The sequence below is a fragment of the Sphingorhabdus sp. M41 genome (assembly GCF_001586275.1).
Lineage (GTDB): Bacteria > Pseudomonadota > Alphaproteobacteria > Sphingomonadales > Sphingomonadaceae > Parasphingorhabdus.
The window spans coordinates 2,276,684-2,302,784 of the sequence record NZ_CP014545.1 but is presented as its reverse complement, the minus strand read 5'-3'; the positions used below and the strand labels follow the sequence as shown (position 1 = coordinate 2,302,784).

Sequence of the window (26,101 nt, the reverse complement as noted above, 5' to 3'; positions counted from 1 at the left end):
GAGGGAGAGGCAACAAGCCTTGGCAGTTTATTGCCTTAGGCGCAGTCGGTGAGGGGTTTTGCCTTCTCGACAGTCGAACCCCTCACCGAGTTTTGCTAGTCAGCAAGCTGACAAGCTACACTTGCCTCTCCCTATGGGAGAGGGCAATTTGCTCACGCTCCGCTATCGCTCTTCAACCCACTCCACCCAGGCACCATGGGCGTGCGCCCGGCCCAGCAGCGCTGGTTGCTCGCCGCCCGGCCAATAGCGGGTAATCAGTTCGTGGCTGAAGGTCTTGCGGTTGGTTTCCAGCGACATCCAGGCGAGCGGTTTATCCAACTTTGCTGCTTTGCCCGCCGTTTCCATGGCTGAAGTAATCCGGTCCTTGGTTGCCTGCGGCAGATATTGCCAGACGATCGAATGCATCAGCACCCGAGTGACGCCGCTTTGCTGGGGCAGGAGCAATTGCGCTTCGACCCAGTCGGCGCCATCGGCCCTGGCAACATCGGGCGGATCCTGCTTGGCCAGCGCGATCGACGCTTCCATCCGCTCGAAGCGCGCGGGCATTTCCGGCCAGATATAGCCCTTGAGCCGGGCGGCGGTCTCGTCGTCGGTGAGATCGATCGGATTCTGGTCACAGCCGCGGGCGCTGACAATCTCGACCGGTGCCTGCGGGGGAGGGGGACCGCGCCATATCGGCTCGATCCGCATCGGCGAATCCTCCGGTCCGGCCTGAACCCCGTTGAGATCATAATGATAGCGGCCCATCATCGTATTCACCCCGGCGCTGGCCCCCAGTTCAAGCAGTTCGAATCGCGGGCCGACACGCCCGGACAGCCAGAGTAGGCCCGCCATGAAACTCGCTGACCGTCCGGATTCATTGGTCTGCGGCGGGCTGTCGAACCAGGGCAGCAGGTCGGCGTCATGGTCTGCGACAACCTCTCCGACCAGACGATCAATGGCGTATTGTTCGGTGATCCTCCCCTCGTAAATATCCGCCAGACGCGGTTCCTTGCCGCTGAGATAGAGGTGATGCAGGCCGCCGGTGAGGCGCAGCGGCATCGCGTCTTCCAGCGGTTTTCCCGGCCATCGCGCGATCTTCTGTCCGCAGGCGGTCGGGCCGGTCATCAGCGGTAATTGGGCGATGATGACCGAGGCCGTGACCGGGGCGTCGTTGCGCCGGCAATGTTCCGCCTGGCCGCGCATTCCCTGCGCGATATCTTCGACGTCCAAAATGTCCATAACTCGTTGCCCTTTCATCTGCGAAGCCGTAAAGCCGCGGCCATCATGGCCAAACCACTAATCTTTGCAATTCCGAAAGGGAGGATTCTCGACGATGCCTTGCCGCTCCTGGAGCAGGCGGGAATTGTGCCAGAAGACGCCTTTTTTGACAAGTCCAACCGCAGTCTGCAATTCGCGACCAATCTGCCGCATATGTCGATCATCCGGGTGCGGGCGTTTGATGTTGCCACCTTCGTCGCCCATGGCGCGGCGCAGATCGGCATTGTCGGGTCCGATGTGATCGAGGAATTCGGCTATAGCGAGCTTTACGCGCCGGTCGATCTCGGCATCGGCCGCTGCCGCCTGTCGGTGGCGCAACCGAAGGATGATGCGGAGCAGCTCGGCAATATCTCGCATCTCAGGGTCGCGACAAAATACCCCAATCTCACCAGCCGCTATTTCGAGGGCAAAGGCATTCAGGCCGAATGCGTGAAGCTCAACGGCGCAATGGAGCTGGCGCCTTCGCTGGGCCTGTCGCGGCATATCGTCGATCTGGTGGAGTCCGGCAGCACTTTGAAAGCCAATAATCTGGTAGAAACCGACCGGATACTGGATATTTCCGGCCGTCTGGTCGTCAACCGCGCGGCGTTCAAGATGCGCAGCGCGGAGCTGACGCCGTTGGTGCAGAAATTCCGCGAGCTGGCGGGGCAGGTCTGATGGCGCCGGATATTATATCTTTCCCCTTTTCTTCAGAGGCGGGGATCAAGGGGTGGTGGCGGTGCGTCAGCATCGCTTGCGTCAGCGATATGCGGCATGGAACCACCCCAACCCCTCCTTTGAAAAGGAGGGGCTAAGGTGACGCTTCGACTGTCTATTTCTGATCCCGATTTCGATGCAGCCTTTGACGCGCTGGTCAATGCGCGGCGCGAGGCGGATGCGGATGTTTCGGCGGATGTGCGGGCGATCATTCAGGATGTTCGTGATCATGGCGACGCCGCCGTTGCGCGGCTGACCGGCAAGTTTGACCAGCATGATCTGGAGCAGACCGGATGGCGCGTGGACAAGGCCGAGTCCGAAGCGGCATTGGAAGGTCTGGAAGCATCTTTGCGCGTGGCGCTGGAACTGGCGGCCTTGAGAATTCGTGATTATCATGACGGACAACTCCCTGATAACAGGGATTATATGGACGATGCCGGTGTGCGCATCGGCGCGCGCTGGGGCGCGGTCGAGCTGGCGGGCATCTATATTCCCGGTGGCCGCGCGGCCTATCCGTCCTCGGTGCTGATGAACGCCATTCCGGCCAAGGTTGCCGGTGTCGAGCGGATCATCATGGTGACGCCTGCGCCCGGCGGCTATATCAATCCGCTGGTGCTGGCGGCGGCAGAACTGGCCGGCGTTGACGAAATCTGGCGCATTGGCGGCGCTCAGGCGGTGGCAGCGCTCGCTTATGGTACGGAAAAGATCAAATCTGTCGATGTCATCACCGGGCCGGGCAATGCCTGGGTCGCCGAAGCCAAGCGGCAGGTGTTCGGTGTCGTCGGCATTGATATGGTTGCCGGTCCCTCGGAGATTGTCGTGGTGGCCGATGGCAAGAATGATCCCGACTGGATCGCTGCCGACCTGCTCAGCCAGGCGGAACATGATCCGACCAGCCAGTCGATATTGTTCACAGATGATGAGAAGTTTGCCGATCAGGTTTCTGAGAAAATTGCTGAACAATTAGCTGTTCTCGCAACGTCTGCAACCGCGACGACCAGCTGGAATGATAATGGCGCCATCATCGTTCTCGACCGGCTGGATCAGGCGGTACCGCTGGTCGACCGGCTGGCTGCCGAACATCTGGAACTGGCGATCGATGAACCGGACGCCATGTTCCGCAAGATCCGTCACGCCGGTTCAGTATTCCTGGGGCGTCACACGCCCGAAGCCGTCGGTGACTATGTCGCCGGCCCCAACCACGTTCTGCCAACAGGCCGCCGGGCGCGTTTCTCGTCCGGTCTGTCGGTGACCGATTTCATGAAACGCACCAGCTTCATCCACTGCGATGAACAGGCTTTGCGCAATATCGGCCCCGCGGCAGTCGCCCTGGCAGAGGCAGAGGGCTTGCCAGCCCATGCCGCCAGCGTCCAGAAGCGGCTTGATCCGCGCTGACACTCAAGAGAAAGAAAAGTCCATGACCATTTCCCTATATGAGGCCGTAATTCCGTCCCAGCTGCAGATCATCGCTGCCGTTCGCAAGCTGGTCGACAAGGCCAAGGCCCATTGCGAGGAGCAGGGCACGGCACCGGAAGAGATTATCGGTGCGCGGCTGATCGAGGATATGCTGCCCTTTTCCTATCAGGTAAAATGTTGCCGTGAACATTCGCTGGGCGCGATCGAAGGGGTGAGAGAGGGCGTGTTTACGCCAAGCCTCGCTCCGCCACCCGAAGACTGGGCGGGCCTTTACGAGAAACTCGACGAAGCAAAGGCCGGGCTGGAAGCGGTCAGCGAAACCGAGATGGAAGGCTTCATGGGCCAGCATATGGAATTCCGCTTCAAGGATAGCGTCATGCCCTTCACCGCCGAGAATTTCCTGCTGAGTTTCGCCCAGCCCAATTTCTATTTTCACGCCACCACCGCCTATGACGTGCTGCGTCAGCGCGGTTTCAAGATCGGCAAGGGTGACTTTCTCGGCGTACCAAGGATGAAAAGAGCATGACTGCAAAATCCACTTCCCGATCCGCTGCGCGGCTCGCCGCCGTCCAGGCGCTGTTCCAGCACCAGATGGAAAAGACGCCGGTGCCGAAGCTGCTCAAGGAATTTCATGACCACCGGCTGGGCAAGGAAATCGAGGATGATCAATATCATCCGGCCGAACGCGATTTTTTTGACGAACTGGTGATTGGCGTGACGTCGCGGATGGAAGAAATCGACCAGCTGATTGCCTCGAAACTGGCTTCCGGCTGGACATTGGGTCGTCTCGACAAGACGATGGTCCAGATACTTCGCTGCGGGACATTTGAACTGGTCGCACAGGAAGACGTACCGATCGCAACGGTAATTGACGAATATCTGGACGTGGCCCATGCCTTTTTCAACAAGAAGGATGCCGGTTTCGTAAACGGGCTTCTGGATAGCATCGCGAAGCAGGTTCGGGGCTGAACAAGACCCCCGGCTGCCACTGGGGGAAAAATTGTCATATTTTCTGGACCGGCTGTATCGCTTATTGCGTCTGCTTTTCCACCCATATTTTGATCATCAAAACCGGTCTCGTTCATCGAGTGTTCCGATTGAGCCGGCTATGCGAGCCGGCGCGCCGCACGGATTCAAAGGATTTGCCGCCCCGTCAGCGGTCAGCAAGCGCGCCAACGCTTCCCTCAGAATGGCACCGGAGCACGCCCTGTCTTGAACGAACTAGATTTTATTGACCGATTAAAGGCTATTACCACCCACCCGGCAGCACGCGGACTTGTCGATGATGTCGCGATGATGCCGTTCGGACGGCACAAGCTGGTGATGACTCATGACATGATGGTCGAAGGCGTGCATTTCCTTCGCGACGCCGATCCGGCCGATGTGGCGTGGAAGCTTGTCGCGGTGAACCTGTCTGATCTGGCAGCCAAGGGAGCGAAGCCGCTGGGCATCCTGCTCGGCTATGGCCGGACCGCTGGTGATCAGTGGGACGCAGCCTTTGTCGAAGGGCTGAAACAGGCGATTGACCGCTTTTCCGTGCCATTGCTCGGCGGCGATACCGTGGCGATGGGAGAAAATGCCCCAAGAACCTTTGGCCTGACCGCCATTGGTGAAGCAAAGGGCCATATCGTGCCGTCGCGCAGCAACGCCAAGCCGGGCCACGCCGTCTATGTCACGGGAACCATTGGCGACGCATGGGCCGGGCTGCAAATCGCATCGGGGTCGCTGCGTTCACCGGATATCGACACCACCGCCTCGCTGCTGAAAGCGCACACCCGTCCTATGCCAAAGCTGGAAGAGGGGCGGATATTGTCCAATCTGGTCAGCAGCATGATGGATATTTCCGATGGTCTGTTGCTCGACGCATCGCGAATTGCTGCAGCCAGCGGGATACAGATTGAAATTGATCTGGCGGAATTGCCGTTATCCACGCAGTTTCAGGCGCTTGTCGGCGATGACTGCGACGCCCGGATGAAGGCGGCGACGGGCGGCGACGATTATCAATTGTTGCTCACCGCCAGCCCGGAAACCGTATTGTCGGTTCCGCTCACCTGCGTTGGCATTTGCCGGCCCGGTTCGGGTGTCGCGCTGCACAGCCATGGCGAACGACTGGAACTGCCCGAGCATCTGGGATTTGTGCACGCCTGATCGGACAAGATTCTATCAAATTGGATAGCTTCATAAGCCCTTCAATCGGGCCGTTAAATCAGGGCTTGCGCGGTTCGCATTTCCCGCACTATACCTATTGCGAAAGCGCTCTGATCAATGGGGTGCTCGTAAAAAAATAGGGGGGGATGCTCAGCGATGACTGTAGTCACCATTTCAATTTTATGTGGTTTTATCGCCATATTATACGGCTTCATTACCAGCCGCCAGGTGCTCAATGCACCGGCCGGCAACGAGAAAATGCAATCCATTGCCGGTGCCATTCAGGAAGGCGCCCAAGCCTATCTGAACCGCCAATATCGTGCGATCGGTCTCGTCGGCATTGTCGTCGCGGTTCTGGTCTTCATCTTCCTCGGCGCCATTTCAACCGTCGGCTTCCTGCTCGGCGCGGTCCTTTCCGGCGTCGCGGGCTATATTGGCATGAACATCTCGGTTCGCGCCAATGTCCGCACGGCACAGGGCGCCAGCGAAAGCCTGCAAACCGGTCTCACCGTCGCGTTTCGCGCCGGTGCGGTGACGGGTATGCTGGTTGCTGGCCTCGCGTTGCTGGCGATCTCGATATTCTTCTACGTGCTGACCACCCAGATGGGTCTGGCTGCCAATGACCGTACGGTCATTGACGCGCTGGTTGCTCTGGCCTTCGGTGCGTCGCTGATCTCGATCTTTGCGCGTCTCGGTGGTGGTATCTTCACCAAGGCCGCTGACGTTGGCGCCGATCTGGTCGGCAAGGTCGAAGCGGGCATCCCCGAGGATGATCCACGCAACCCTGCGACGATCGCGGATAATGTTGGTGACAATGTCGGCGATTGTGCCGGCATGGCAGCCGATCTGTTCGAGACCTATGTCGTGACCGTTGGTGCGACGATGGTGCTTCTGGCTCTGTTGTTCGGCGATTTTGTCGGCAGCGCGATGCTCTACGACCTCATGTCTTTGCCGCTCATTGTTGGCGGTGTCTGTATCCTGACTTCGATCATCGGCACATATATGGTTCGTCTCGGCAGCGGCACGAACATCATGGGCGCGCTGTACAAGGGTTTCATCACCACAGCGGTGCTGTCGATCCCGGCCATCTATTATGTCACCATGCGCACGCTGGGTGACATGGACACGCCAATCGGTGTCGCGCTTGACGGCACTGGCGGATTTACCGGCATGGCCCTGTTCTGGTCGATGATGGTTGGTCTGGCGGTTACCGGCCTGATCATCTGGATCACCGAATATTATACCGGCACGCAATATCGTCCGGTTCGGTCGATCGCCAAATCATCGGAAACCGGCCACGGCACGAACGTGATCCAGGGACTGGCGATTTCGATGGAAGCAACGGCCCTGCCGACGCTGGTCATCGTTGTCGGCATCGTTGTCGCGTTCCAGCTTGCTGGTCTGATCGGCATCGCCTTTGCGGCAACCGCCATGCTGGCACTTGCCGGAATGGTCGTGGCGCTGGATGCTTATGGTCCGGTTACGGATAACGCAGGCGGTATCGCTGAAATGGCCGGTCTGGACGAGAGCGTCCGGAACAAGACCGATGCGCTCGACGCCGTGGGCAACACCACCAAGGCCGTGACCAAGGGCTATGCCATTGGTTCTGCCGGTCTTGCGGCTCTGGTGCTTTTCTCGGCCTATACCGCCGACCTCAAGGAGTTCTTCCCGAACCTTGAAGTCAGCTTCAGCCTTGAAAATCCCTATGTGATCGTTGGCCTGCTGCTGGGTGCCTTGCTGCCCTATCTGTTCGGTTCCATGGGCATGACCGCTGTTGGTCGCGCTGCCGGGGACGTCGTCAAAGACGTTCGTGAGCAGTTTGCTGCTGATCCGGGCATCATGGCGGGTACCTCGCGTCCCAACTATGCACGGACCGTGGATCTGGTGACCAAGGCGGCGATCAAGGAAATGATCCTGCCATCGCTGCTGCCGGTTCTTGCACCGATCGTGGTCTATTTCGTGATCACCGCGGTTGCGGGCCAGGCGAACGGCTTTGCCGCGCTCGGCGCCTTGCTGCTCGGCGTGATCGTCTCCGGCCTTTTCGTTGCCCTGTCGATGACAGCGGGTGGCGGTGCCTGGGACAATGCCAAGAAATATATCGAGGACGGCAATCACGGCGGCAAGGGCTCCGACGCCCACCATGCTGCGGTGACCGGCGATACCGTGGGCGATCCGTACAAGGATACTGCGGGTCCGGCCGTCAACCCGATGATCAAGATCACCAATATTGTCGCATTGCTGCTGCTCGCAGCGCTGTATGCGGCGCAGGGCGGCGTTCACTAGAAGGCTCGCCTCCTGGTTTAAAACAAGGCCCCGCCGGAAACGATTTCGGCGGGGTTTTTTCATGACCCGGACCCGCCGATTGCCGGTCCGACAGCGTTAATAAGATTTTACCCCTTTTCCGTTAGCCACAGCGACGGAAGCGGCAATAATGCTGATAGGGCGATATCGATGGATTTGAGCGGGTTTCAGAAGATGGAGGGCAAGGATATCCGGGGCGACCGGTTCCGCGACGGCCTGTCCGGACCCGAATTCAAGGCGATATTCCATCCGGTCGCGGAAATGGATGACAATCTGGTCGAGGCGTGGAGCGATCTGGCCAGACAGACGAGCGAACCGAATATTTTCTATGAACATTGGTTCCTGCTTTCGGCATTGGCCCATCTTGACCATGGCCACGATCTGCAGCTGTTTCTGCTATGGTCGGGAGATCCGCACCATTCCCACTTGCTCGGCCTGCTTCCGATGGGTCCACACAAACGATATGGGCGCTGGCCGGTGCCCTATGTGCAGAACTGGATGCATCACAATTGTTTTCTCGGCACGCCGCTGGTCCGCAAGGGCTTTGAATCGCTGTTCTGGGAAAAGCTGCTCGCCGCGCTTGATAGCAGCAACTGGCCGGGATTTCTGCATATCAACGGTATGACCATCAACGGTCCTCTGGATCAGGCCTTGCGCGCGGTCTGTGGCGGCCAGAAGCGGCGCTGCGATCTGGTGCACAGCGAGGCGCGGGCGTTGTTGCAGAGCGATCTAAGCTCGGATGACTATCAGAGGGCCACTTTGCGCGGGAAAAAGCGCAAGGAATGGCGGCGGCTGTCCAAACGGCTGAACGAAAAAGGGGAGCTGAGTTACGGCCAGCATCTCGACGGCGAGGGGCTGGACCATTGGATCGATGAATTTCTCGAGCTGGAACAGGCCGGCTGGAAAGGGAAGAACGGCTCGGCACTGGCCAGCGCCCCGGAGACCAGCGCCTTTTTCAGTCAATGTGTTGCCGGGGCCGCTGCGGCAGGCCAGCTGGAACGCCGCGATATCCGCCTCGACGGAAAGCCGCTGGCGATGCTGGTGAACTTTCTGTCCGCACCCGGTGCCTTCGGTTTCAAGACCGCTTTTGACGAGGATTATTCCCGCTTTTCTCCCGGCGTATTGCTGCAGATTGAAAATCTGAAATTTCTTGACCTGCGGAAGCTGGAGTGGATCGACAGCTGCGCAGCGCAGGATCATCCGATGATCGACCATCTATGGTCCGATCGCCGCCATATCGGGCGCTTTTCGATTGAACTGAACGGGACTTCCCGCCGCGCACTCTTTCGGGGAGCCCGGCTGGGAGAAAGGCTGATGGGCAGGATCAGGGGGCGCGCCATATTTGATCCGACCGAGTTGCAGCAATGAACGGGATCAGCGGCAGCGAGCCATTCCGGCAGCAGGTCTTTGGTGAGCAAAGCCGGCAGCAATTTGCTCGCTGTTATCCCGAACAGGCACAAGTGCTAGATCACCAGATGGCGTCGAACGAATGGCTGACACTGGAAGCCTTGGCACGGCTCGGCGAGGCGTTGCCCGGTGCCAGCGTTGAATATAATCCCGGCGACTTGCCGGTTGGTATCAAGCCCGAAAATGTGCCGAGCAACGGCCTGACTATCGGCGACACGATCCGGACAATCGATCAGTCGGCGAGCTGGGCGGTGCTCAAGAATATCGAGCAGGTGCCGGAATATGAAGCGTTGCTGCTGTCACTGCTCGCCGAAATCAGGCCGATACTGGAGGCCAAGACCGGCCAGATGCTGAAACCCCAGGGCTTCATCTTCGTGTCCTCGCCTGGTGCGGTGACGCCTTATCATTTCGATCCGGAACATAATATCCTGCTGCAATTGCGCGGTGAAAAATGGATGACCACTTTCCCGGCCGGCAATGCGCGTTTTGCTGCCGACGAGATCCACGAGGGCTATCATCTCGGCGGCCATCGCAATCTGGTCTGGGAAGATGATTTTGCAGCCGAAGGCACGCGGCACCATCTGACTCCCGGCAAGGCGATCTTCGTCCCGGTGATGGCCCCGCACTTTGTCCAGAACGGGCCGGAGCCGAGCATCTCGCTGTCGATAACGTGGCGATCTGACTGGAGCTTTGAAGAGGCGGACGCGCGGGCGTTCAATGGCTGGCTGCGAAAGCGGGGGATCACGCCCAGGGCACCGGGGCGGTTTCCGGCGCGGAACCGGGTGAAGGCGTTTGCTTGGCGGGTTTTGCGGAAGATATCCGGGCGATAAGAACAGGGATAGCCCCTCCTTTTTAAAGGAGGGGTTGGGGTGGTTCCGTGCCGCTTGTCGCTGCGCGATCGATGCTGTCGCATCGCCACCACCCCAACCCCTCCTCTGAAGAGGAGGGGCTAAAGAGGGCAAATGCTGACATCAATTTATCAAGGTGACAGACACAACAATCGCCAATCTCCTGTCGTAACGCTCACGCGCAAACCAACCACCACTTGACATTCCCCCTACCATTGTCACTCTCCCCCAAAAACAGGGAGAGAGACTATGGCCACCAATATCGCCGCAGCAGCACCGATCAGCATGGACGCCTTTGTAGAGAAACAGGCGCGGGGGGATGCGGTGGTGAATATCGTTCTGGCCGGCGGGATCAATTACTGGTTGACCCGCGATCTGGCCTTTGTTCCGGCTACTTTGCCCTTTGGCGATTCCGCGCCCAATCTTGGCGGGACTTTGGTAGCCATTGCGGTCTTGATGAGCCTGTTGCTGACGCTGATCGTCTATCCGATCACGGTGTCGCAGCGCAAAGCGGGCAAGGTTGAGCCGGGTCTGCCTGCTGACAGGCGGGCAGGGCTTGCGCCGTTTGTTCTGGCGTTCAAACATCTTGCGATGACGTTGATCCCGGCTGTTCTGATCACAATGGCCTTGCAGGGCGCGGGGTCGGAGCTGCGGTTCACGCCGACGGCCTTTACGGTGATTGTCACGATCATCGCTGCGGTGCTGGCCTATTTCATGTCGAAGAGCACCACGCGGGCGACGCTGAAGCTGTGATCATCATCACCGCATCCTTCATCTCTCCGTCCGCGAAGCGCGCTGACATCATCACGCTGTGCAGCGAGCATAGCGCCCGTTCCCGCGCCGAGCCGGGCTGCATATCGCACCATATCCATGCTGATTGCGACGATCCGGGGCGGCTGTTCTTTCACGAGGAATGGCAGGATGAAGCCGCCGTCGCCGCGCATTTCGCGGTTCCGGAATCTGGGGATTTTGTGAAGCGGCTGGCCGTGCTGGTTGGCGAGCGGCCGGAGATAAATCTATATCGGGCGGAAGCGGTGTCAATGGCGGAGCTGGGTTAGGTATAATCCGTTTGCCCTGATCCGGTCGAAGGGCATCTGTCGACGACAGGCGTGGTTCGACAGGCTCACCACGAACGGCTCACCCTTAATAGTGATTCAGCATATCCCTAGAACCGCTTGCGGAAATCGATCTCGACATAGCGGCCGACCGGATCGACAAAGCCGCTCTGGTAGCTGAGCGGGATCAGGCCGTTGCCGTCGCGGATGGTCTGGATATCGTCGAAGATATTGTCGACCTTGAAGGCGATGCGACTGCCTTTCAGGAAGGGAACTTTCTCGGTCAGGCTGCCGCGGTCGTCGAGATTGATGAACATGCGCAGGTTGAATGTGGTCAGGTCGGAAAAGCGCAGGTCGGAACCGGTCAGCCCGCCGTTGACGCGCGTTGCCACCTGATGCTTGCCGTCGAGACGGAAGCCGATGCCATTATTGAACCAGCCACCGTTGATCTCGAACTCGTGACGCGGGCTGCCGCCGGTCGAGCCAACCGCCGAACCGTTGAGCAGGTCCAGCTCGTCGACGCCGTCGCGGATCTTGATCTTGTCTTCGAGGCGGATGGTGTGAAAAGCTGATAATTGCCAGCGCCCGCCGCTCGGACGACCGCCTGCTCCGGGGCCACCGCGCGGTGCTGCCGGTTTTGCGTCGGCACTGGCTTCGCGAGCGCCACCTTCAGCCGGCTTGTCGCCTCGGGGCTGACCATCCGGCGCTCCGTCGCCTGTCGGTCGCGCTGCCCGGTCGGGTCTTCCCCGTCCCCCGCCGCGTTGTTCGCCGAAGCGTTTGGAGAAATCGATGCCGTAGCGAATCCGTTCGCTGCTGACATTGGCATAGTTGACCGGTCGCCGGTCGATGGCAATCAGCTGGCCGCTGGCATCGCGGGTTACCCGGTCGGGGAAGGCAGCCTCGATTTCCGGCGTCAGCAGCGGGAAGCTGGACGCGACATTGTCGCTGTTGTTGCGGAAATATTCGCCGAGGAAGGTGAAGCCGTCGAGCCATTCGGGGCGATAATTGACCGCCAGTTTGATATCCCGCTGTTTCTCTGCCGGCAGCGCGAAATTGCCACCGGTGGTGATCGCGGCGAGCACGGTTTCGCCATTGGTGAAGTCGAAGACGGTGACATCCGGGGTGATGATCACCGGATTGCCGAGCTGGGCAATGCTCGGTGCTGCTTCCTCGCCGATCGCCGAGGCGGAGAAGACCAGCCCGTCAAACGGCTCCCAGTTCAGGCCAAAGCCGAATTCGACCAGCCCGCCAAAGTCGGACAGGTCGGAATAGCCGAGATTGCCGTTGATCGACAATTTGCCGATCGCTTCCACGACATCGATATTTTCATCGGCAAGAGGAATGTCGATATTGATACCGGTGCTGAGCTCGTCGCGGCTGAGGTCGGTGGTGGTGACAATCGCCCCGCGTGTTTCCCGGCTGTCGAGATCTTCGCGGTTATAGCCCGCGCGGACGGTGGTGGTGACGGCGCCCGAGGGCAGCACAAATAACGTGCCCGACAGGGTGGCGAGATTGTTGATCGTCTGGTCGACAACCCTGGCGCTGTCTGTGACAGGCGCCCCGAGCAAGGGGCCAAAGCTGGTCGCAAGCGGATCGACCGAACCGGTGTCAATCGCCGCCTGCAGCGCGCTGGTATCGCCGGACCGGTCGGTGTCGGTATTGACCTGCGCGCGCGTGTAATCGCTGGTCAGCGACCAGCGCCAGTCGCTGAGCGTGCCGTTCAGGGTCAGCCCTGCCTGTGCGGTGTTACTTTCCTGTAGCCGGCGGAGCGGACCATATTCGGTGAAATAGCGGAACAGTGGATCACCAGCGACCCCCAGCGTGCCGCTGGGCAGACCCTGCAGACCACGAGACTTGTCGTAGATATAGCCGCCATTGAGCGACAGCGACATGCCATTGTCGAAGTTCCGGCTGTAATTGGCGTTGAGCTCGACATTGTCCGATGGCGCGACCAATGTGCGGAACTCCCCGAGATTGACCAGATCACCAGCCGCATCCTGAATGATGTTGCGCTCGCTCTCGGTAATCGCGGTGTTATTCTGCCACTCGAGATTGATGTTGACGCGACTGTTCCTGCCAATGCGGGTGATCGTGGTCTCGACCTCCGAACGCCCCTGTGCGCCTCGCGTGGGAACGCCATATTCGGCTGACGCGCTGACCCCGGTATAATTGTCCTTGAGGATGAAATTGATCACTCTTTGATCGGGGCGATAACCATATTGCAGGGCCAGTTCCTCGGGGAAGACCTGAACCGTGCGAATGGCTTCGGGGGGCAGGTCGCGGATTTCGCGGAAACCGGAGGTGCGCTGGCCATTGATCAGCACGACCGGCCGACCACTGCCGCGACCCCGGCTGGAGCTGGTCTGCGAAGACAGTGCTTCGAGCAGATCCTGGACAGAGGAGGCACCATAGCTGGCTATGTCGGCTTCGCTCAGTTCGACCACCGGAGCAATTTCGGTGACGACTGCACCGCGCGGACGTTCTGCAATGACGACGATTTCATCATCCGCATATTCTGTGTCTGCGTCGGTGACTTGCGCGGCTGCGGGAGTTGCGAGCAACATAGCTGCCAAAACGAGGGGGGAGGCGGTGAGAAGGGATTTAGGGGAAGACATCATGATTTGGTTCAATAGCTCTAACAAGGGGGGAGAGAAGATGTCCGAAGTGCCATGTGAATCGCACTAATGGTATAATTTCTTTGTATTAAATTGTCGCAGGGAAATTGCCGCGACAGCGGTGGATTTTTATCATTTTGGTTGATGCAGCTAATCCTTCCCTTTTTATACTTTTGGCGTTATGGCGCACTGCAACACGCGGGATTGCCGCAATATCAGGGAAAATGCATCGCCATATGGCAAAAGAAGAACTGCTAGAGATGAAGGGGATGGTTCGCGAACTGCTCCCCAACGCCATGTTCCGGGTCGAACTGGAAAACGGCCATGAAATATTGGGCCACACCGCTGGCAAGATGCGCAAGAATCGTATTCGTGTGCTGGTCGGCGATGAAGTGCTCGTCGAGCTCACCCCTTATGATCTGACCAAGGGTCGTATCACCTATCGTTTCAAGTGATGGTATGCCGTTCGTCCTGAGCTTGTCGAAGGACGGCTATCGGCAGGCATTGCATTCACGTAAGCGGCTTCGACAGGCTCAGCCCGAACGGTTCAGAGGGTGTTTACTGACATGAAACTGGTCCTTGCCTCATCCAGTCCGCGTCGTCTGGAACTGCTTGGCCGTCTCGGCGTCACGCCGGACCGGATCATCTCTCCCGATATTGACGAGACCCCGCACAAGGGCGAGCTGCCGCGCGACTATGTCTTGCGCATGGCACAGGAAAAGGCGGCGGCTGTCGAGCGGGCCGATGATGAAATTCTTATTGCCGGCGATACCACGGTCGCTGTCGGTCGCCGGATATTGGGGCAGGCTGCCGATGCTGTGGAGCAGCGCAAATTCTTGCAACTGGTCAGCGGGCGGCGGCATCATGTGATGTCGGCGGTCTGCGTGATTTCAGCGGACGGCATGGCGCGCACCAAATTGTCCGACAGCATCGTGAAATTCAAGCGCTTCGAAGCCCATGAAATTGAAGCCTATATTGCCACCGGCGAAGGTCAGGGCAAAGCGGGCGGCTATGCGATACAGGGCACGGCGGAAGCTTTCGTCACCTGGATGTCGGGGAGCTACAGCGGCATCATGGGCCTGCCACTATATGAAACCCGCAATCTGCTGATCAGCGCGGGCTATCCCCTTGGCTGATTTGGCCAATGGCTGGCTTTACGAAGCCGGGATCGGTGAAAACCGGGCGTTGCGGCTGGAAAATGGTGAGCTGCTACAGATACGCGTCGAGCGGGCAAAAAGCGGTGCCAGGGCCGGTGCGATCATCGATGCGAAATTCACCCGGCAATGGGTCGCAGGCAAATCAGGGATCGTGACTCTGCCAGCGGGACAAGAGGCCCTGCTGCAGCCGCTTCCCAAAGGTCTGACCGAAGGGTCGATGGTCCGGGTGGAGATTGTCCGGGCCGCGATGACGGAGCGCGGCGGCCAGGCCAAGCGGGCCAAGGCGCGTCCGGCTGAGGCGGACAGCCCCCTGAGCGATGGTCCGGACTTGCTATGGGAAATCAACGCAACCGGGCTGCCGGTTAAAATGGTCCATGCTCATGACGCAGATGTTTTTGCCCAGCACGGCTGGCACGAAGCGGTCGAACAGGCGGAAACGGGACGGATCGGGTTCGAGGGCGGGAGCCTGCTGGTGTCGCTGACCCCGGCGATGACGTTGATCGATGTCGACGGGCCGCTGGCCCCATTTGAACTGGCGAAGCGGGCGGCGAAGGAAATCGCGCTGGCTCTGTTTCGGTTCGACCTGTCCGGCAATATCGGGGTGGATTTTCCCACATTGGAAGCCAAGGCCGAACGCGCTGCCGTCACCGCTATTTTTGATGAACATATGGCCGCCAATTGCGAACGCACGGCAATCAACGGCTTCGGGTTCATGCAGATCGTCAGCCGCAAGCTCCGGCCATCGGTGCAGGAAATCATGCAGGCCAACCGTTCGGTCAATGCGGCGCTGAAACTGCTCCGGCAGGCGGAGCGGGATCGCGGCACGGGCGCGCTTCGGCTAGCGGTACATCCGGCTGTTGCAAACAAGTTCAATGCACCCATGCTGGAAGAGCTGGCAAAGCGGACGGGGCGCTCCGTGTCGGTCGAACCGCAGGGTGAGATTCCGATCGATGGCGGCTCGATAGGATAATTGCCGCCAGACTTGCATTTCCGTGGCTCAATCTTCAAAGCCTGCGCATGACGGAAATCATTCTCTACGACTATTGGCGCAGCTCGGCGAGTTACCGTGTGCGCATTGCGCTCAACCTCAAGGGCCTATCCTATACCGCGATCAACACCAGCCTGCTCGATGGCGACCAAAAGGCTCCCGATTATGTCGCACGCAATCCGCAAGGCTTCGTGCCGATGCTGTCGATCGACGGGCATGACCTGACCCAGTCGCTGGCGATCATCGATTATCTCGATGCAAATTATGAAGACCCGCCGATGGTGTCCAGCGACCCGGCAGAGCGAGCCAATACGCTTGCGCAGGCGCTGGTCATTGCCGCCGACATTCATCCGGTGAACAATCTGCGCGTTTTGAAATATCTGAAGAATGAACTGGGTCAATCGCAGGACGTGATCGATACCTGGTATCGTCACTGGATCGAGGAAGGTTTTGTGGCGCTGGAAGCCATGGCGCCGGAAGCCGGCCTGTTCGGCGGCGACAAGCCCAATCTGGCTGACGTCTGTCTTGTGCCGCAAATGTACAACGCACGCCGGTTGGAAACGGACGTAACCGCATTTCCCAAGCTCGTCCGAATTGACGCGGCTTGCAATCAACTCGAGGCTTTTCAAAAAGCCACCCCCGAAGCAGTGAAGGACCAGTGACATGACAATCGAAGGCGGATGCTATTGCGGCGCGGTGCGCTACAAGGCCGAGGGCGAACCGATGCTGAAGGCGGAATGTTTCTGCCGCGAATGCCAATATACAACTGGTGGCAATAGTTTGCTGCTGATGGCAATGCCAGCGGACGGTTATGAGATTACCAAGGGGGCCGTGAAGGGCTTTAAGCGCGCTGACCTTGAAAAGGGTGTGACGCGGGAATTTTGTGCGGATTGCGGCACTCATCTGGCCACTCGTGCGCCGGGCTTTGAGGTGGCGGTGATCGTCAAGGTCGGAACGCTCGATGATCCGGGCATTTTTGGCAAAGCGGACAGCGCCCATTTTGCCTGCGACGCGCAAGATTATCACCGGTTGCCAGATGATATGCCGGTCCACCAGAAATGGATGAACAATTAAGTCATGAAAAAATCAGTTTTAGCCTATCCGCTATTGGCTTCAATGGCGTTGGTCAGTGTTCCCGCTTGGGGGCAAGGCCCGGACATCAATGATGATATAGAAAATATCGCCGCAGATGGCCTTTCACCGGAGATAATCGTCACGGGCTTACCAGCCTCGCTGGGTGACAAGGCTTATAACGCCACCGAAATATCGATGGATTCATCACAAACCGTCGAGAACAGCTTGCGCGATGTGCCCGGGCTTCAACAATTCCGCAGGTCTGATGCCCGTTCTGCCAACCCGACCAGTCAGGGCGTCACATTGCGCGGCCTGGGCGGCAATGCGTCTTCGCGCGCCCTGCTGATCCTTGACGGTGTGCCGCAGGCTGACCCCTTTGGCGGCTGGGTCGCCTGGCCCGGCTATGATGCGCTGGCGCTCGCCAATGCCCGGATCACCCGCGGCGGCGGTAGTGTCGCTGACGGTCAGGGCGCCATTTCCGGGACGATCGAACTGTTCAGTGACAATGTCGGTGATCTGATCGAACTGGGTGCCGCTTACGGCAGCCGCAACAGCGTCGATGCCGATCTGCTGTTCGGCCGTGAACTGGGGCAGGGGCAGCTGACCATCTCCGCCAATTATGCCCGCGGTGACGGCTTCATCCCGATTATCGAAGGCCAGCGCGGAACCGTGGATCGTCCTGCGGAATATGAGCAGGCCGGTCTCGCCGTCCGCTTCGTCGCGCCCCTGTCCGATAATGTCGAGCTGCAGAGCAATGTCCGCGCTTTCACCGATGACCGCGAACGCGGCTTTGCCTTCAGCGAAAATCATAATGACGGCGCGGACGCCAGCATCCGGCTGGTCGACCGCAATTCCGACTGGCAATGGTCGGCTCTGGCTTATGTGCAAATCCGCAATTTTGATGTCAGCTTCGGCGGCGTCGCGGATGATCGCAATTCGGTCAGCCGGGTGTTTGAACAGTTTAATGTGCCCTCCACCGGTCTTGGCGCGCGCATTGAAGTGCGGCCACCGGTCGGCGACAATGTCGAACTGCGCATCGGTGGTGACTGGCGCCGGACAGAGGGGACCACCAACGAGAATTTCTTCTTCGCCGATAATGACACGCCGCGCCGCAGCCGCAGGGCCGGGGGCAGCACATCGATCTATGGCGGCTTTGTCGAAGCTAGTTTGCAGGCCAGCGATGCGCTGGTCCTGACCGGCGGCGGGCGCGTCGATTTCTGGTCGATCGATGACGGCTTTCGCAAGGAGATAGAATTGATCAATCCGTTTCCCGGGTCGGTCAGGACGGACGAGATATTCACCCGTCGTAATGACACGGAATTTACCGGTCGCGGCGGATTCGCCTTTGATGTCAGCGATGAACTTACCCTGCGCGGTGCCGCCTATCTCGGCTGGCGCTTGCCGACCCTGAATGAATTGTTCCGGCCCTTCCGGGTCGGCGCGGATGCGACGGCGGCCAACGAGTTGCTGGAGCCTGAGCGGGTCAAGGGGGCCGAGCTGGGACTGGACTGGGAGAGCGGCCTTGTTACGCTGGGCATTACCGCCTTTTACAATCAGCTTGATAATGCCGTCGCAAATGTGACCTTGGCCAATGGTCCGGGTGTTTTCCCCGGCGTCGGATTTGTTTCGGCCAGCGGTACCTACAGCCAGCGCCAGAACCTCGACGCGATCAAATCGAAAGGCATTGAAATCGATGCCGCCTTTGATCTCGGCGAACTGGTCGACGGCCTGAGCGTCCGCGCTGCCTATGCCTATGTCGATGCGGAAGTCGACGGCTCCGGTGACGCGGCTGCGGTGGACGGTTTTCGTCCGGCCCAGGTGCCCCGGCACAATGCTTCCGGCTCGATCCGCTGGGAAAAGGATAATGGCACCGGCGCCAGCCTTTCGGCGCGCTATGTCGGGCAACAATATGAGGATGACGTCAATTTCCTCAGTCTCGCCGACGCGTTTACCCTAGATGGGCGGATGGCGCTGGCCGTCAATGATCGGCTGCTGGTCGAAACCCGGGTTGAAAATCTTCTCGATGCCCGGGTAGAGGCTGCGATCAGTAGCAATGGAATAATAGAACGCGCCTTTCCCCGGACATTTTGGGTTGGACTTCGCGCCAAAATTGAATAAATATTACTTATGACTTTTAAGCTTGATGATTATCTGCCTTACCAGCTCTCGACGACGTCCAACGTCGTCAGCGACGTGATCGCGGGCGAGTATAAGAGCCTCTTCGGCCTCAAGATCCCGGAATGGCGGGTGATGTCGGTGCTTGGTACGCGCGGTGCCTCGACCCAGAGACATCTGGTGGAGGCGACGTTGATGGATAAGGTGACGGTCAATCGCGCGGTGAAAAATCTCGTCGATCGGGCCCTGCTCGATCGCAGTCCCAACACCGCCGATGGCCGTTCGCATCATCTGCTGCTGAGCAGCACAGGCCGCGATCTATATGGCAAGATTCTGCCGGCCGCCCAGGCGATGGACAAGAAAATCATGTCGGTGCTGAGCGCCGAGGAAAAAGCCGAACTGTCCGCCATGCTGGCACGGATCAAAAAATCGGCGGATACCATCGCGGCGCAATAAAAAAGAGCGGCAGGGGTCTGCCGCTCTCTTGAATTGCCGGATATATTTTCCGCTACATCATCGCGTCGGAGATCGAGCAGGCCGCTGGGCCGAGGATCACGATGAACAGGGTTGGCAGAATGAACAGGATCAGCGGTACCGTCATGATGGCGGGCAGACGCGCGGCCTTTTCTTCAGCGCGCATCATCCGGTCGTTGCGGAATTCCGCCGAGAGTACACGCAGCGAGGAAGCCAGCGGCGTACCATATTTCTCGGTCTGGATCATGGTTGTCACCACGCCTTTGACATGGTCAAGAGCAACGCGATAAGCAAGATTTTCAAAGGCCTGCCGCCGCTCGGTCAGAAAGCCCAGTTCGATGGAGGTCAATGAAAATTCGTCGGCCAGTTCCGGATAGGCGCTGCCGAGTTCCTTCGAAACCCGGGCAAAGGCCGTATCGACCGTCAGGCCGGCTTCCGCACAAATGACGAGCAGATCGATGGCGTCCGGCAGACCCTTGCGGATCAGATCGGTCCGTTTCGCGATCAGATTGTTGACGTAAATATCGGCCCCTTTATACCCCAGGATGGCCGCACCGGCGAACATGGCGAAACGTTTAATGTCCGACCAGTCGCCCAGATAGTTGAAGCCATATATCGCCAGCGCAGCCCCGCCGCCCAATATGATCGGCAAGACGAGCCGACTGAAGATGATAAGGAAAGCCAGATCCTTCGAACGGATACCGGCCTGCGCCAGCTTCTGTTGCGCTTCCTTAACCTGGGTGTCCTGCAGCACTTGCATCGACGAAAGGAGATTGCGCATCCGGTCGGTGGTATCGTTCTGCTGGACCAGCTTTGCACGCTTCTTGGTGGTCGACGCCATGATGCCGGCTTTCAACTGCTCCCGGCGTTGGGCGAGGGCCTTGACCCGTTTTGCCATCGGATCGCGCACAGTCACAGCCGCGTAGATTGCGAAAAACACGGCCACAGCCGCGACGGCAGCCAATATCGTCGCCACCAAAAGCACGTCCACGCCCATTAAAGTTGGTCCGCCGCTGGTTGTCATTTGCCTTGCACCTTCAACTTAAATTTCGAAATTGACCATCTTGGCCATGATGAACACGCCAATGCTCATCCAGCACAGACCGCCCAAGCCAGCAATGATCAGCCGGTCTTCATAGAAAAAACCGGAGAGATAGGTGGGGTTTACTGTGTAAACCAAACCGAAGACGATGAATGGCAGCGATCCCACAATATAGGCGGAAGCCTTGGATTCTGACGACATCGCCTTGATCTTGAGCTTCATTTGCCCACGTTTGCGGAGTACGTCGGCCAGATTCGAAAGCGTTTCTGCCAGGTTACCGCCGGTTTCACGCTGAATTGCCAACGTAATACAGAAGAATTTGAATTCCGGAGTTTCCATCCGCTTGGCGCTCTCTTGCAGCGCATCTTCCATCGTCTGGCCAATCTTGATCCGGTCAACCACTTTCTGAAACTCCTCACCAACCGGTCCGCCAATTTCCTTGGCAACGACGCCGATCGTCTCGGTGACGGGCAAGCCCGAACGGAGGCCGCGGACAAGCAGCTCGATGGCATCGGGAAAGGCTGCGGTGAATTTGGCGATCCGTCGATTGATCAGGAAGCTGACAATGAAATGCGGCAATCCGGCTCCGGCGAGAAGCCCGACAGCCAGACATAGGAAAATGGGCGCGCCCTTGAGCAGCAGCAAGCCCGCCATGACCACAAACAGGCCACCCGCCGCATAGAAAAAATAGGAAAGAGGCCAATCCTTGCCGGTTTTTTCCATCCGGATTGCCAGGATTTCCATCTTGGTCATGGTCTCGCCCTTGGGGCGAGTGGTTTTGCGCCGCGCCGATAGCGCTTTTTTCATCTGCGCTTCCACCCGAACATCGGCGCTGTCGGAATGACGAAATTTAACCTTGTCCAGCCGTCGGGCGCTCGCCTTTGACTCCGATGGGCCAGCAAATGCAAAGATGAGCAGCAGCAGAACCGCTAGAACGCCAGCACCCAAAATTGCAGTTTGCATTATACCCATAGTCTAATTCCTTTAAAGCCGAAGAATGTTTGCGCCTGCCTCAAACTTTGGCAGCATCCTCCTTGGCTTTTTTCGACGGCAAAAATGACTTAAACTCGCCGAATTTGTCCATGAAAGATTTCTTGTCGCCAGCTTGGTCGGCATCTTCCCCACCGCTCACCGATCCGAGAACGAGATTTGTCAGCTCGATGATCTTTGCCGAGGCTTTGCTGGACTTGCCGGCTTCCACCAATGCCTGGCCCAATTTTGCCGATTGCGCTGCGGTTCTGGGATCATAGGGAACCATGATGTCGATCTTGCGCTCAATGGAGCTTTCGAAATCCTGGCGGCCGATTTCCAGATTGGAGGTTTGCACCTTGTTGGCGACCACATAGACCTTGCTCTGGGCTGCGTGGGATTTCAGCCAGGATAGCAAGCGAATGCAGTCCCGCGCCGACGCGAGTGTCAATTCCGTCACGATGATCGTTGCATTCACATCGCCGAGAAGATGGGGATAGTTGATCAACATATCTCGTGGCAAATCGATCACCGTACAATCGAAGGCGGCGCGAAATTCTTCCTGTAACTGGAAGAACGCGCTGCCATCGGTCATGATCGGCGAATTAATTGGCGCTTCTGCAGAAAGCAGTGACAGCTTGTCATTGGCCTTGATCATGGCGCGTTCAATGAACAGGCCATCGATCCGGCTCGGGTTGTCGATCGCATCGGTAAGACCGCGACCGGGCTCCAGATCCAGCGACAGGGCACCGGTACCGAAATGGACATCCAGATCGAGCAGAGCGGTCAGACGATCCCTGTCATGACTGAGCAGCCAGGCCAGTGATGTGGCTATGGTCGAGGCTCCGACACCGCCACGCGTTCCGATTACAGCGGTTGAAATATGCGGTTTTTCGGCCTGCGAATCTTCGCTTTTCGGTGCGTTGATGACCGCTTGCGCCTGAGACAGTACATCCCGCAACTGTTCCGGGCTAAACGGCTTCAGGAGATAGTCTTGCAAGCCGCTAACGATCAAATCGCGATACAGGCGGACATCATTGACCTGACCCATGGCAACCACGACCGTACCTGGCTCGCAGACCTCGGCCAGCGAATTGATATCGTTCAACGGATCACCGGATTCCGACAGGTCTACCAGCAGGATATTGGGACTGGCGGAGACGGAGAGTGTCTGAACCGCATTGCGCAGTCCGCCCTTGTTACATTTGTCGACCGACCAGCCCATTTCTTCAGCGACCGGACGGAGTATCTCCAGCGTGTCATCGTCACAAACGAATGCGGCAAACGGCTCACGTCCGTTGACCGAGCCGGGTTTCCAGGGTGCGTTCATTATTGTCCTCCAACGTTTTTGTCACGATAGGCGCGTATGGCCTTGGACGCCCGCGACTGGTCTTCACCGTCAGCCTTTTGGCCGCGGACAAGATCTTCGGGATCAGCAATCATGGCGGAGAGGGTGCTGTTCGTGCCGCAGCCGTAATTTTCACTGGTGCGCACCTGGAAGTCGGTGTGGCTGCGATGGCTGAAATCGGGACATCCCGGTACGGATGCAGCGGTCCGGGTTACAACAACCCGGATCAGGCCGCTCTGAACATGGCCTTCGGTAACGGGTGCTGTTTCGCTGACCAGAAGGCCATAGCTCGCTACAATATTTTCGACAGCCGTCTTTGCCAGACTGCTCGCAGAATAGCTTGGATCATCGATAGAAACACGGTCGCCATAACCGAGTTCGAGAGCTTCGAACCAGCCGGACAGGCGATTCTGCTCCGCGGTAGACAGTCCGCCATTGCCAGCGCTCAGATCCAGCACGAAATTCGATTTGGATACGACCGGCTGGCGTTCGCTATAGACGCTGCGGTTCGCGGTGGTACTGCCACATGCAGTAACCGAGAGCCCGAGGGCGGTGATGAGTGCCATTGAAACGATGCGCATGATCTGTTCTCCTGATCGAGCTTATTTGTCGAAACTGAAACCGGGCGCGGCGCTACCGGACTTCTTCGATTTTTTGGCGGATTTGACGGGCGCCTGTGGTTCCAAGCTGCCGAAACTTTGATTTTCCGGTGTTGTCGGAGCCACAGTTGGTTTGGGCCGGTCACTACCGGTCCCGCTATGGTTGCGATTCATCAGGAACCGTTCCGCGTCATTGGCAACCTTGAAGCCGTCGGTTGGCAAGACGATCTCGCTGTCGCTGACGGGTTTCACCAGATAAGGTGTGACCACGATCATCAGTTCGGTTTCATTGCGACGATAGCCATCGGACTTGAACAAGGAGCCAAGGATTGGAACATCCGCCAGGCCCGGTGTTTTGTCGATCGCGGAGTTATAGGTATTCTGCATCAGACCAGCGATCATGAAGCTTTCGCCCGATCCGAGTTCGACCGTGGTTTCCGCTCGGCGGGTTGATACCGCTGGAATACTGAAACCGTTGAGGACAACGGCGCCGTTGGAGGTGATTTCCGATACTTCCGGTGCGACGCGGATGGAAATTCGCCCGTTTGAAAGCACAGTCGGCGTGTAAGACAGGCTGACGCCGTAATTTTTATACTGAACGGAAACTTCACCCAGCCCGGTCGAGGTTGGAATGGGAAATTCACCGCCCGCCAGGAAGGTTGCTGTTTCGCCCGAGATGGTGGTCAGGTTCGGTGATGCCAAGGTGCTGACCAAGCCAACGCGTTCGGAGACGTCTAATGCTGTGGCGATATCAAGACCAAACAGACGGCCCGCCGCCTGAATGGTGTTCAAACCAGAGCCGTTGGTATAGTTGAATGCTGTGCCACTCGCAGTCACGAACTGCCCGCTTACCGGGTCGAACGGAAGGGAGACCGATCCGGCAGGCAAACCAAATAGCTGCGATGCGTCAAGTTGAGGAAGATTGGCTGTGGCAGCTGTGATCGAACCGAAATTGCGTCCGCGAGACACACCAAATTGGAATCCGCCGGTGGTATCCCGGGTCAGCAGATTGCCGTTGATTTCTTTCGCCAGCGAGCGGCTGACTTCGGCAAAGCGGACTTTCAGATTGACCTGCATCGGCGTCGCCGTTTTCAAACGGCTGACAACGCGAGTTTCGGTGCCGACAAAAGCCTGCACCAAGTTTTCCGCTTCCTCGGCATCATCCGGGTTGGCGATTGTACCCGTCAACAGGACGAAATTATTGGTCGTGCTGACCGCGATGCTCGCTTCCGGCATCGCCAGACCCAGCATCTGGTCAATCGAAGAAATTTCTGCGCCGACCGAGACTTCTGCAGAATAGACGACTTTGCCAGAGGCGCTGGTTGCATAAAAGCTGGTCTGGCCGCCCTTTTTACCGAAAATATAAATTTGTCGCGGTGACCGCACCTGGACATCGGCGATGTTGTTTTCGGCAATGAAGATATCTTCAATTGGTGAGGGCAGCGTGATCAACTTGCCACGACCGACCGCGATGGAAATCCGGGAATCGGGCTGTGAGATATTGACCGACTGGGCGTTCAGCGGTGTCGCATTGTTGGCAGCCAAAGCCAGGGCGAGGGCGGCAAGGACGGTAACGCCCAAAGCCTTTTTCGCCGAACGGCTATGCTGTGCATATTCTACGGCCATTACTTGTCTCCAAACTCGATTTCGTTGACCGTATTGCCACGTGCGACGCGGACTACCGGACCTTTAGGTTTCTCTTTTTCGGCCAGTGGCGGTGGCGAGCGCGTTTCAAAGCGCGACACGTCGCCTCCGGTAGAGAAGGTTGATTTTGTGCTGCTTGGACGCGCAGCCAGCGAACGGATCATGTCGGCTTCCACAACCGGATCATCCGTTTTCGGCAGCTTGATGGCACCGGAAGCAATTGCTTCTTCCAGTTCGGCGGCGCTGTCTGCCAGCGAACGCAGCGACAGGCTCAGCGTACCCAGAGTCTGGGCAACGGAGATCTGCTCGGCGATTTTGGGAGTTGCTTCCAAAGTGACAAGCTTTGCCTTTTGGGCGAATTGCTGTCCTGCTTCATTCTTGGATGCGGTAACCCGGTTGTCAGTAGCAAGCACCCGAAGGTTGCGGATCACAGTCTCGGAAACCTTGAGTTCCGGACCTTCGCCTTGCACAGACTGGGTCAGCATGAGGTCTACCCGGTCGCCCGGGAACACGAAGCCGGCAACGCCGGTCAGACCGGATACGGGAATAGTGACGGCGCGCATGCCAGGGCCGAGGGCAGCAGCGAGAAAACCGCGATCACCCGGCGCTACGAGAGAGCCTTTGGTAAGCGGTTGGCCAGCGGTGACCGGATTGCGAACCACGGTGCCGGCAAGTGTCGCGACATCGGTGCTTTCCTTCATGAAATACACGTCCTCGATCAGATCCTTTGGCCACGGCTGGAAACGGAAACTGTCGGGCGTTATGATTGTGCCAACGGGAAGCGCGCGGGTTGCGACGAGAACTTCCTCACCAACCACTTCCGCCTTCTTCGCAGCGACTTGCGGCGCGGAGGCACCATCAAACATGTTCTTTGCGAGCAGCGCCGTGACCGCAGCCACGATCAGCGCACCAACCAGCAAAATAATCTTCTTCTTGTCCATGACG

25 protein-coding genes are annotated in these 26,101 nt (G+C 58.3%); 17 read left to right on the top strand and 8 right to left on the bottom strand.

The window, feature by feature from the left end:
• Nucleotides 1-162: 162 nt before the first annotated feature.
• Nucleotides 163-1,221: a DUF2332 domain-containing protein gene (locus tag AZE99_RS10965; protein WP_231862591.1), complete on the bottom strand. Its 1,059-nt coding sequence runs from the start codon at nt 1,219-1,221 to the stop codon at nt 163-165.
• 45 nt (nt 1,222-1,266) lie between these two features.
• On the opposite strand from AZE99_RS10965, the gene hisG reads away from it, so the two are divergent.
• The 10 genes from hisG (at nt 1,267) to AZE99_RS10915 (ending at nt 11,134) form a co-directional block, all read left to right on the top strand.
• The gene (gene hisG / locus AZE99_RS10960) at nt 1,267-1,917 is read left to right on the top strand and encodes an ATP phosphoribosyltransferase (protein ID WP_067200951.1); all 651 of its coding nucleotides are present in this window, start codon (nt 1,267-1,269) and stop codon (nt 1,915-1,917) included.
• A gap of 138 nt (nt 1,918-2,055) precedes the next feature.
• The gene (hisD, locus tag AZE99_RS10955) at nt 2,056-3,351 is read left to right on the top strand and encodes a histidinol dehydrogenase (protein ID WP_067200949.1); all 1,296 of its coding nucleotides are present in this window, start codon (nt 2,056-2,058) and stop codon (nt 3,349-3,351) included.
• Between the two features lie 22 nt (nt 3,352-3,373).
• A complete protein-coding gene (locus AZE99_RS10950; protein WP_067203574.1) occupies nt 3,374-3,898 on the top strand; it encodes a DUF1993 domain-containing protein in 525 nt (174 codons plus the stop codon).
• On the top strand, nt 3,895-4,341 hold the full coding sequence (gene nusB, locus AZE99_RS10945; RefSeq protein ID WP_067200946.1) for a transcription antitermination factor NusB: 447 nt from the start codon (nt 3,895-3,897) through the stop codon (nt 4,339-4,341). Before AZE99_RS10950 ends, nusB begins: the two co-directional genes overlap by 4 nt.
• 243 nt (nt 4,342-4,584) lie before the next feature.
• Nucleotides 4,585-5,520 (top strand): thiamine-phosphate kinase, encoded by a 936-nt coding sequence (thiL, locus tag AZE99_RS10940; protein ID WP_067200943.1) that lies wholly within the window; start codon nt 4,585-4,587, stop codon nt 5,518-5,520.
• Between the two features lie 156 nt (nt 5,521-5,676).
• Nucleotides 5,677-7,803, top strand: a complete 2,127-nt coding sequence (locus AZE99_RS10935) for a sodium-translocating pyrophosphatase (protein ID WP_067200940.1) — start codon at nt 5,677-5,679, stop codon at nt 7,801-7,803.
• A 168-nt stretch (nt 7,804-7,971) separates the two neighbouring features.
• Entirely contained in the window at nt 7,972-9,189 is a 1,218-nt protein-coding gene (locus AZE99_RS10930) for a GNAT family N-acetyltransferase (RefSeq protein ID WP_067200937.1), read from the top strand.
• The gene (locus AZE99_RS10925; protein ID WP_067200935.1) at nt 9,186-10,058 is read left to right on the top strand and encodes a transcriptional regulator; all 873 of its coding nucleotides are present in this window, start codon (nt 9,186-9,188) and stop codon (nt 10,056-10,058) included. Before AZE99_RS10930 ends, AZE99_RS10925 begins: the two co-directional genes overlap by 4 nt.
• A 267-nt stretch (nt 10,059-10,325) precedes the next feature.
• On the top strand, nt 10,326-10,829 hold the full coding sequence (locus tag AZE99_RS10920) for a hypothetical protein (protein WP_067200932.1): 504 nt from the start codon (nt 10,326-10,328) through the stop codon (nt 10,827-10,829).
• Nucleotides 10,826-11,134, top strand: coding sequence for a putative quinol monooxygenase (locus tag AZE99_RS10915; RefSeq protein WP_067200928.1), 309 nt, complete (start codon nt 10,826-10,828; stop codon nt 11,132-11,134). The genes AZE99_RS10920 and AZE99_RS10915 overlap by 4 nt, the downstream gene beginning before the upstream one ends.
• Nucleotides 11,135-11,241: 107 nt before the next feature.
• Here the strand turns inward: AZE99_RS10915 and AZE99_RS10910 are convergent, their stop codons facing one another.
• Nucleotides 11,242-13,695 (bottom strand): TonB-dependent receptor plug domain-containing protein, encoded by a 2,454-nt coding sequence (locus AZE99_RS10910; protein WP_067200925.1) that lies wholly within the window; start codon nt 13,693-13,695, stop codon nt 11,242-11,244.
• A 287-nt stretch (nt 13,696-13,982) separates the two neighbouring features.
• Between AZE99_RS10910 and infA the strand changes: the two genes are divergently transcribed.
• The 7 genes from infA to AZE99_RS10875 all read left to right on the top strand — a co-directional run bounded on the left by infA (nt 13,983) and on the right by AZE99_RS10875 (nt 19,536).
• The gene (gene infA / locus AZE99_RS10905) at nt 13,983-14,201 is read left to right on the top strand and encodes a translation initiation factor IF-1 (protein WP_066742521.1); all 219 of its coding nucleotides are present in this window, start codon (nt 13,983-13,985) and stop codon (nt 14,199-14,201) included.
• Nucleotides 14,202-14,312: 111 nt separating this feature from the next.
• Nucleotides 14,313-14,882 carry a Maf family protein gene (locus AZE99_RS10900; protein WP_067200922.1) on the top strand — a complete coding sequence of 190 codons (570 nt, stop codon included), beginning with the start codon at nt 14,313-14,315 and terminating at the stop codon, nt 14,880-14,882.
• Nucleotides 14,875-15,873 (top strand): ribonuclease E/G, encoded by a 999-nt coding sequence (locus tag AZE99_RS10895; protein ID WP_067200919.1) that lies wholly within the window; start codon nt 14,875-14,877, stop codon nt 15,871-15,873. The genes AZE99_RS10900 and AZE99_RS10895 overlap by 8 nt, the downstream gene beginning before the upstream one ends.
• Nucleotides 15,874-15,920: 47 nt before the next feature.
• On the top strand, nt 15,921-16,553 hold the full coding sequence (gene maiA, locus AZE99_RS10890) for a maleylacetoacetate isomerase (protein WP_067200916.1): 633 nt from the start codon (nt 15,921-15,923) through the stop codon (nt 16,551-16,553).
• 1 nt (nt 16,554) lies between these two features.
• Nucleotides 16,555-16,965: a GFA family protein gene (locus AZE99_RS10885; RefSeq protein WP_067200912.1), complete on the top strand. Its 411-nt coding sequence runs from the start codon at nt 16,555-16,557 to the stop codon at nt 16,963-16,965.
• A gap of 3 nt (nt 16,966-16,968) precedes the next feature.
• On the top strand, nt 16,969-19,083 hold the full coding sequence (locus AZE99_RS10880; RefSeq protein ID WP_082788339.1) for a TonB-dependent receptor: 2,115 nt from the start codon (nt 16,969-16,971) through the stop codon (nt 19,081-19,083).
• A 9-nt stretch (nt 19,084-19,092) separates the two neighbouring features.
• Nucleotides 19,093-19,536, top strand: coding sequence for a MarR family winged helix-turn-helix transcriptional regulator (locus AZE99_RS10875; protein ID WP_067200903.1), 444 nt, complete (start codon nt 19,093-19,095; stop codon nt 19,534-19,536).
• Nucleotides 19,537-19,588: 52 nt separating this feature from the next.
• On the opposite strand, the gene AZE99_RS10870 is transcribed toward AZE99_RS10875, so the two are convergent.
• From AZE99_RS10870 to cpaB, 6 genes are read right to left on the bottom strand one after another with little or no spacing between them, the layout of a single operon-like run.
• Nucleotides 19,589-20,578, bottom strand: coding sequence for a type II secretion system F family protein (locus AZE99_RS10870; protein WP_197460172.1), 990 nt, complete (start codon nt 20,576-20,578; stop codon nt 19,589-19,591).
• An 18-nt stretch (nt 20,579-20,596) separates the two neighbouring features.
• Nucleotides 20,597-21,568: a type II secretion system F family protein gene (locus AZE99_RS10865; protein ID WP_067200898.1), complete on the bottom strand. Its 972-nt coding sequence runs from the start codon at nt 21,566-21,568 to the stop codon at nt 20,597-20,599.
• A 40-nt stretch (nt 21,569-21,608) separates the two neighbouring features.
• A complete protein-coding gene (locus tag AZE99_RS10860; protein ID WP_067200891.1) occupies nt 21,609-22,895 on the bottom strand; it encodes a pilus assembly protein CpaE in 1,287 nt (428 codons plus the stop codon).
• Nucleotides 22,895-23,494, bottom strand: coding sequence for a CpaD family pilus assembly protein (locus AZE99_RS10855; RefSeq protein ID WP_082788338.1), 600 nt, complete (start codon nt 23,492-23,494; stop codon nt 22,895-22,897). The genes AZE99_RS10860 and AZE99_RS10855 overlap by 1 nt, the downstream gene beginning before the upstream one ends.
• Nucleotides 23,495-23,515: 21 nt before the next feature.
• A complete protein-coding gene (locus AZE99_RS10850) occupies nt 23,516-25,138 on the bottom strand; it encodes a type II and III secretion system protein family protein (protein ID WP_067200888.1) in 1,623 nt (540 codons plus the stop codon).
• A complete protein-coding gene (gene cpaB, locus AZE99_RS10845; protein ID WP_067200885.1) occupies nt 25,138-26,097 on the bottom strand; it encodes a Flp pilus assembly protein CpaB in 960 nt (319 codons plus the stop codon). Before cpaB ends, AZE99_RS10850 begins: the two co-directional genes overlap by 1 nt.
• Nucleotides 26,098-26,101: the final 4 nt, after the last annotated feature.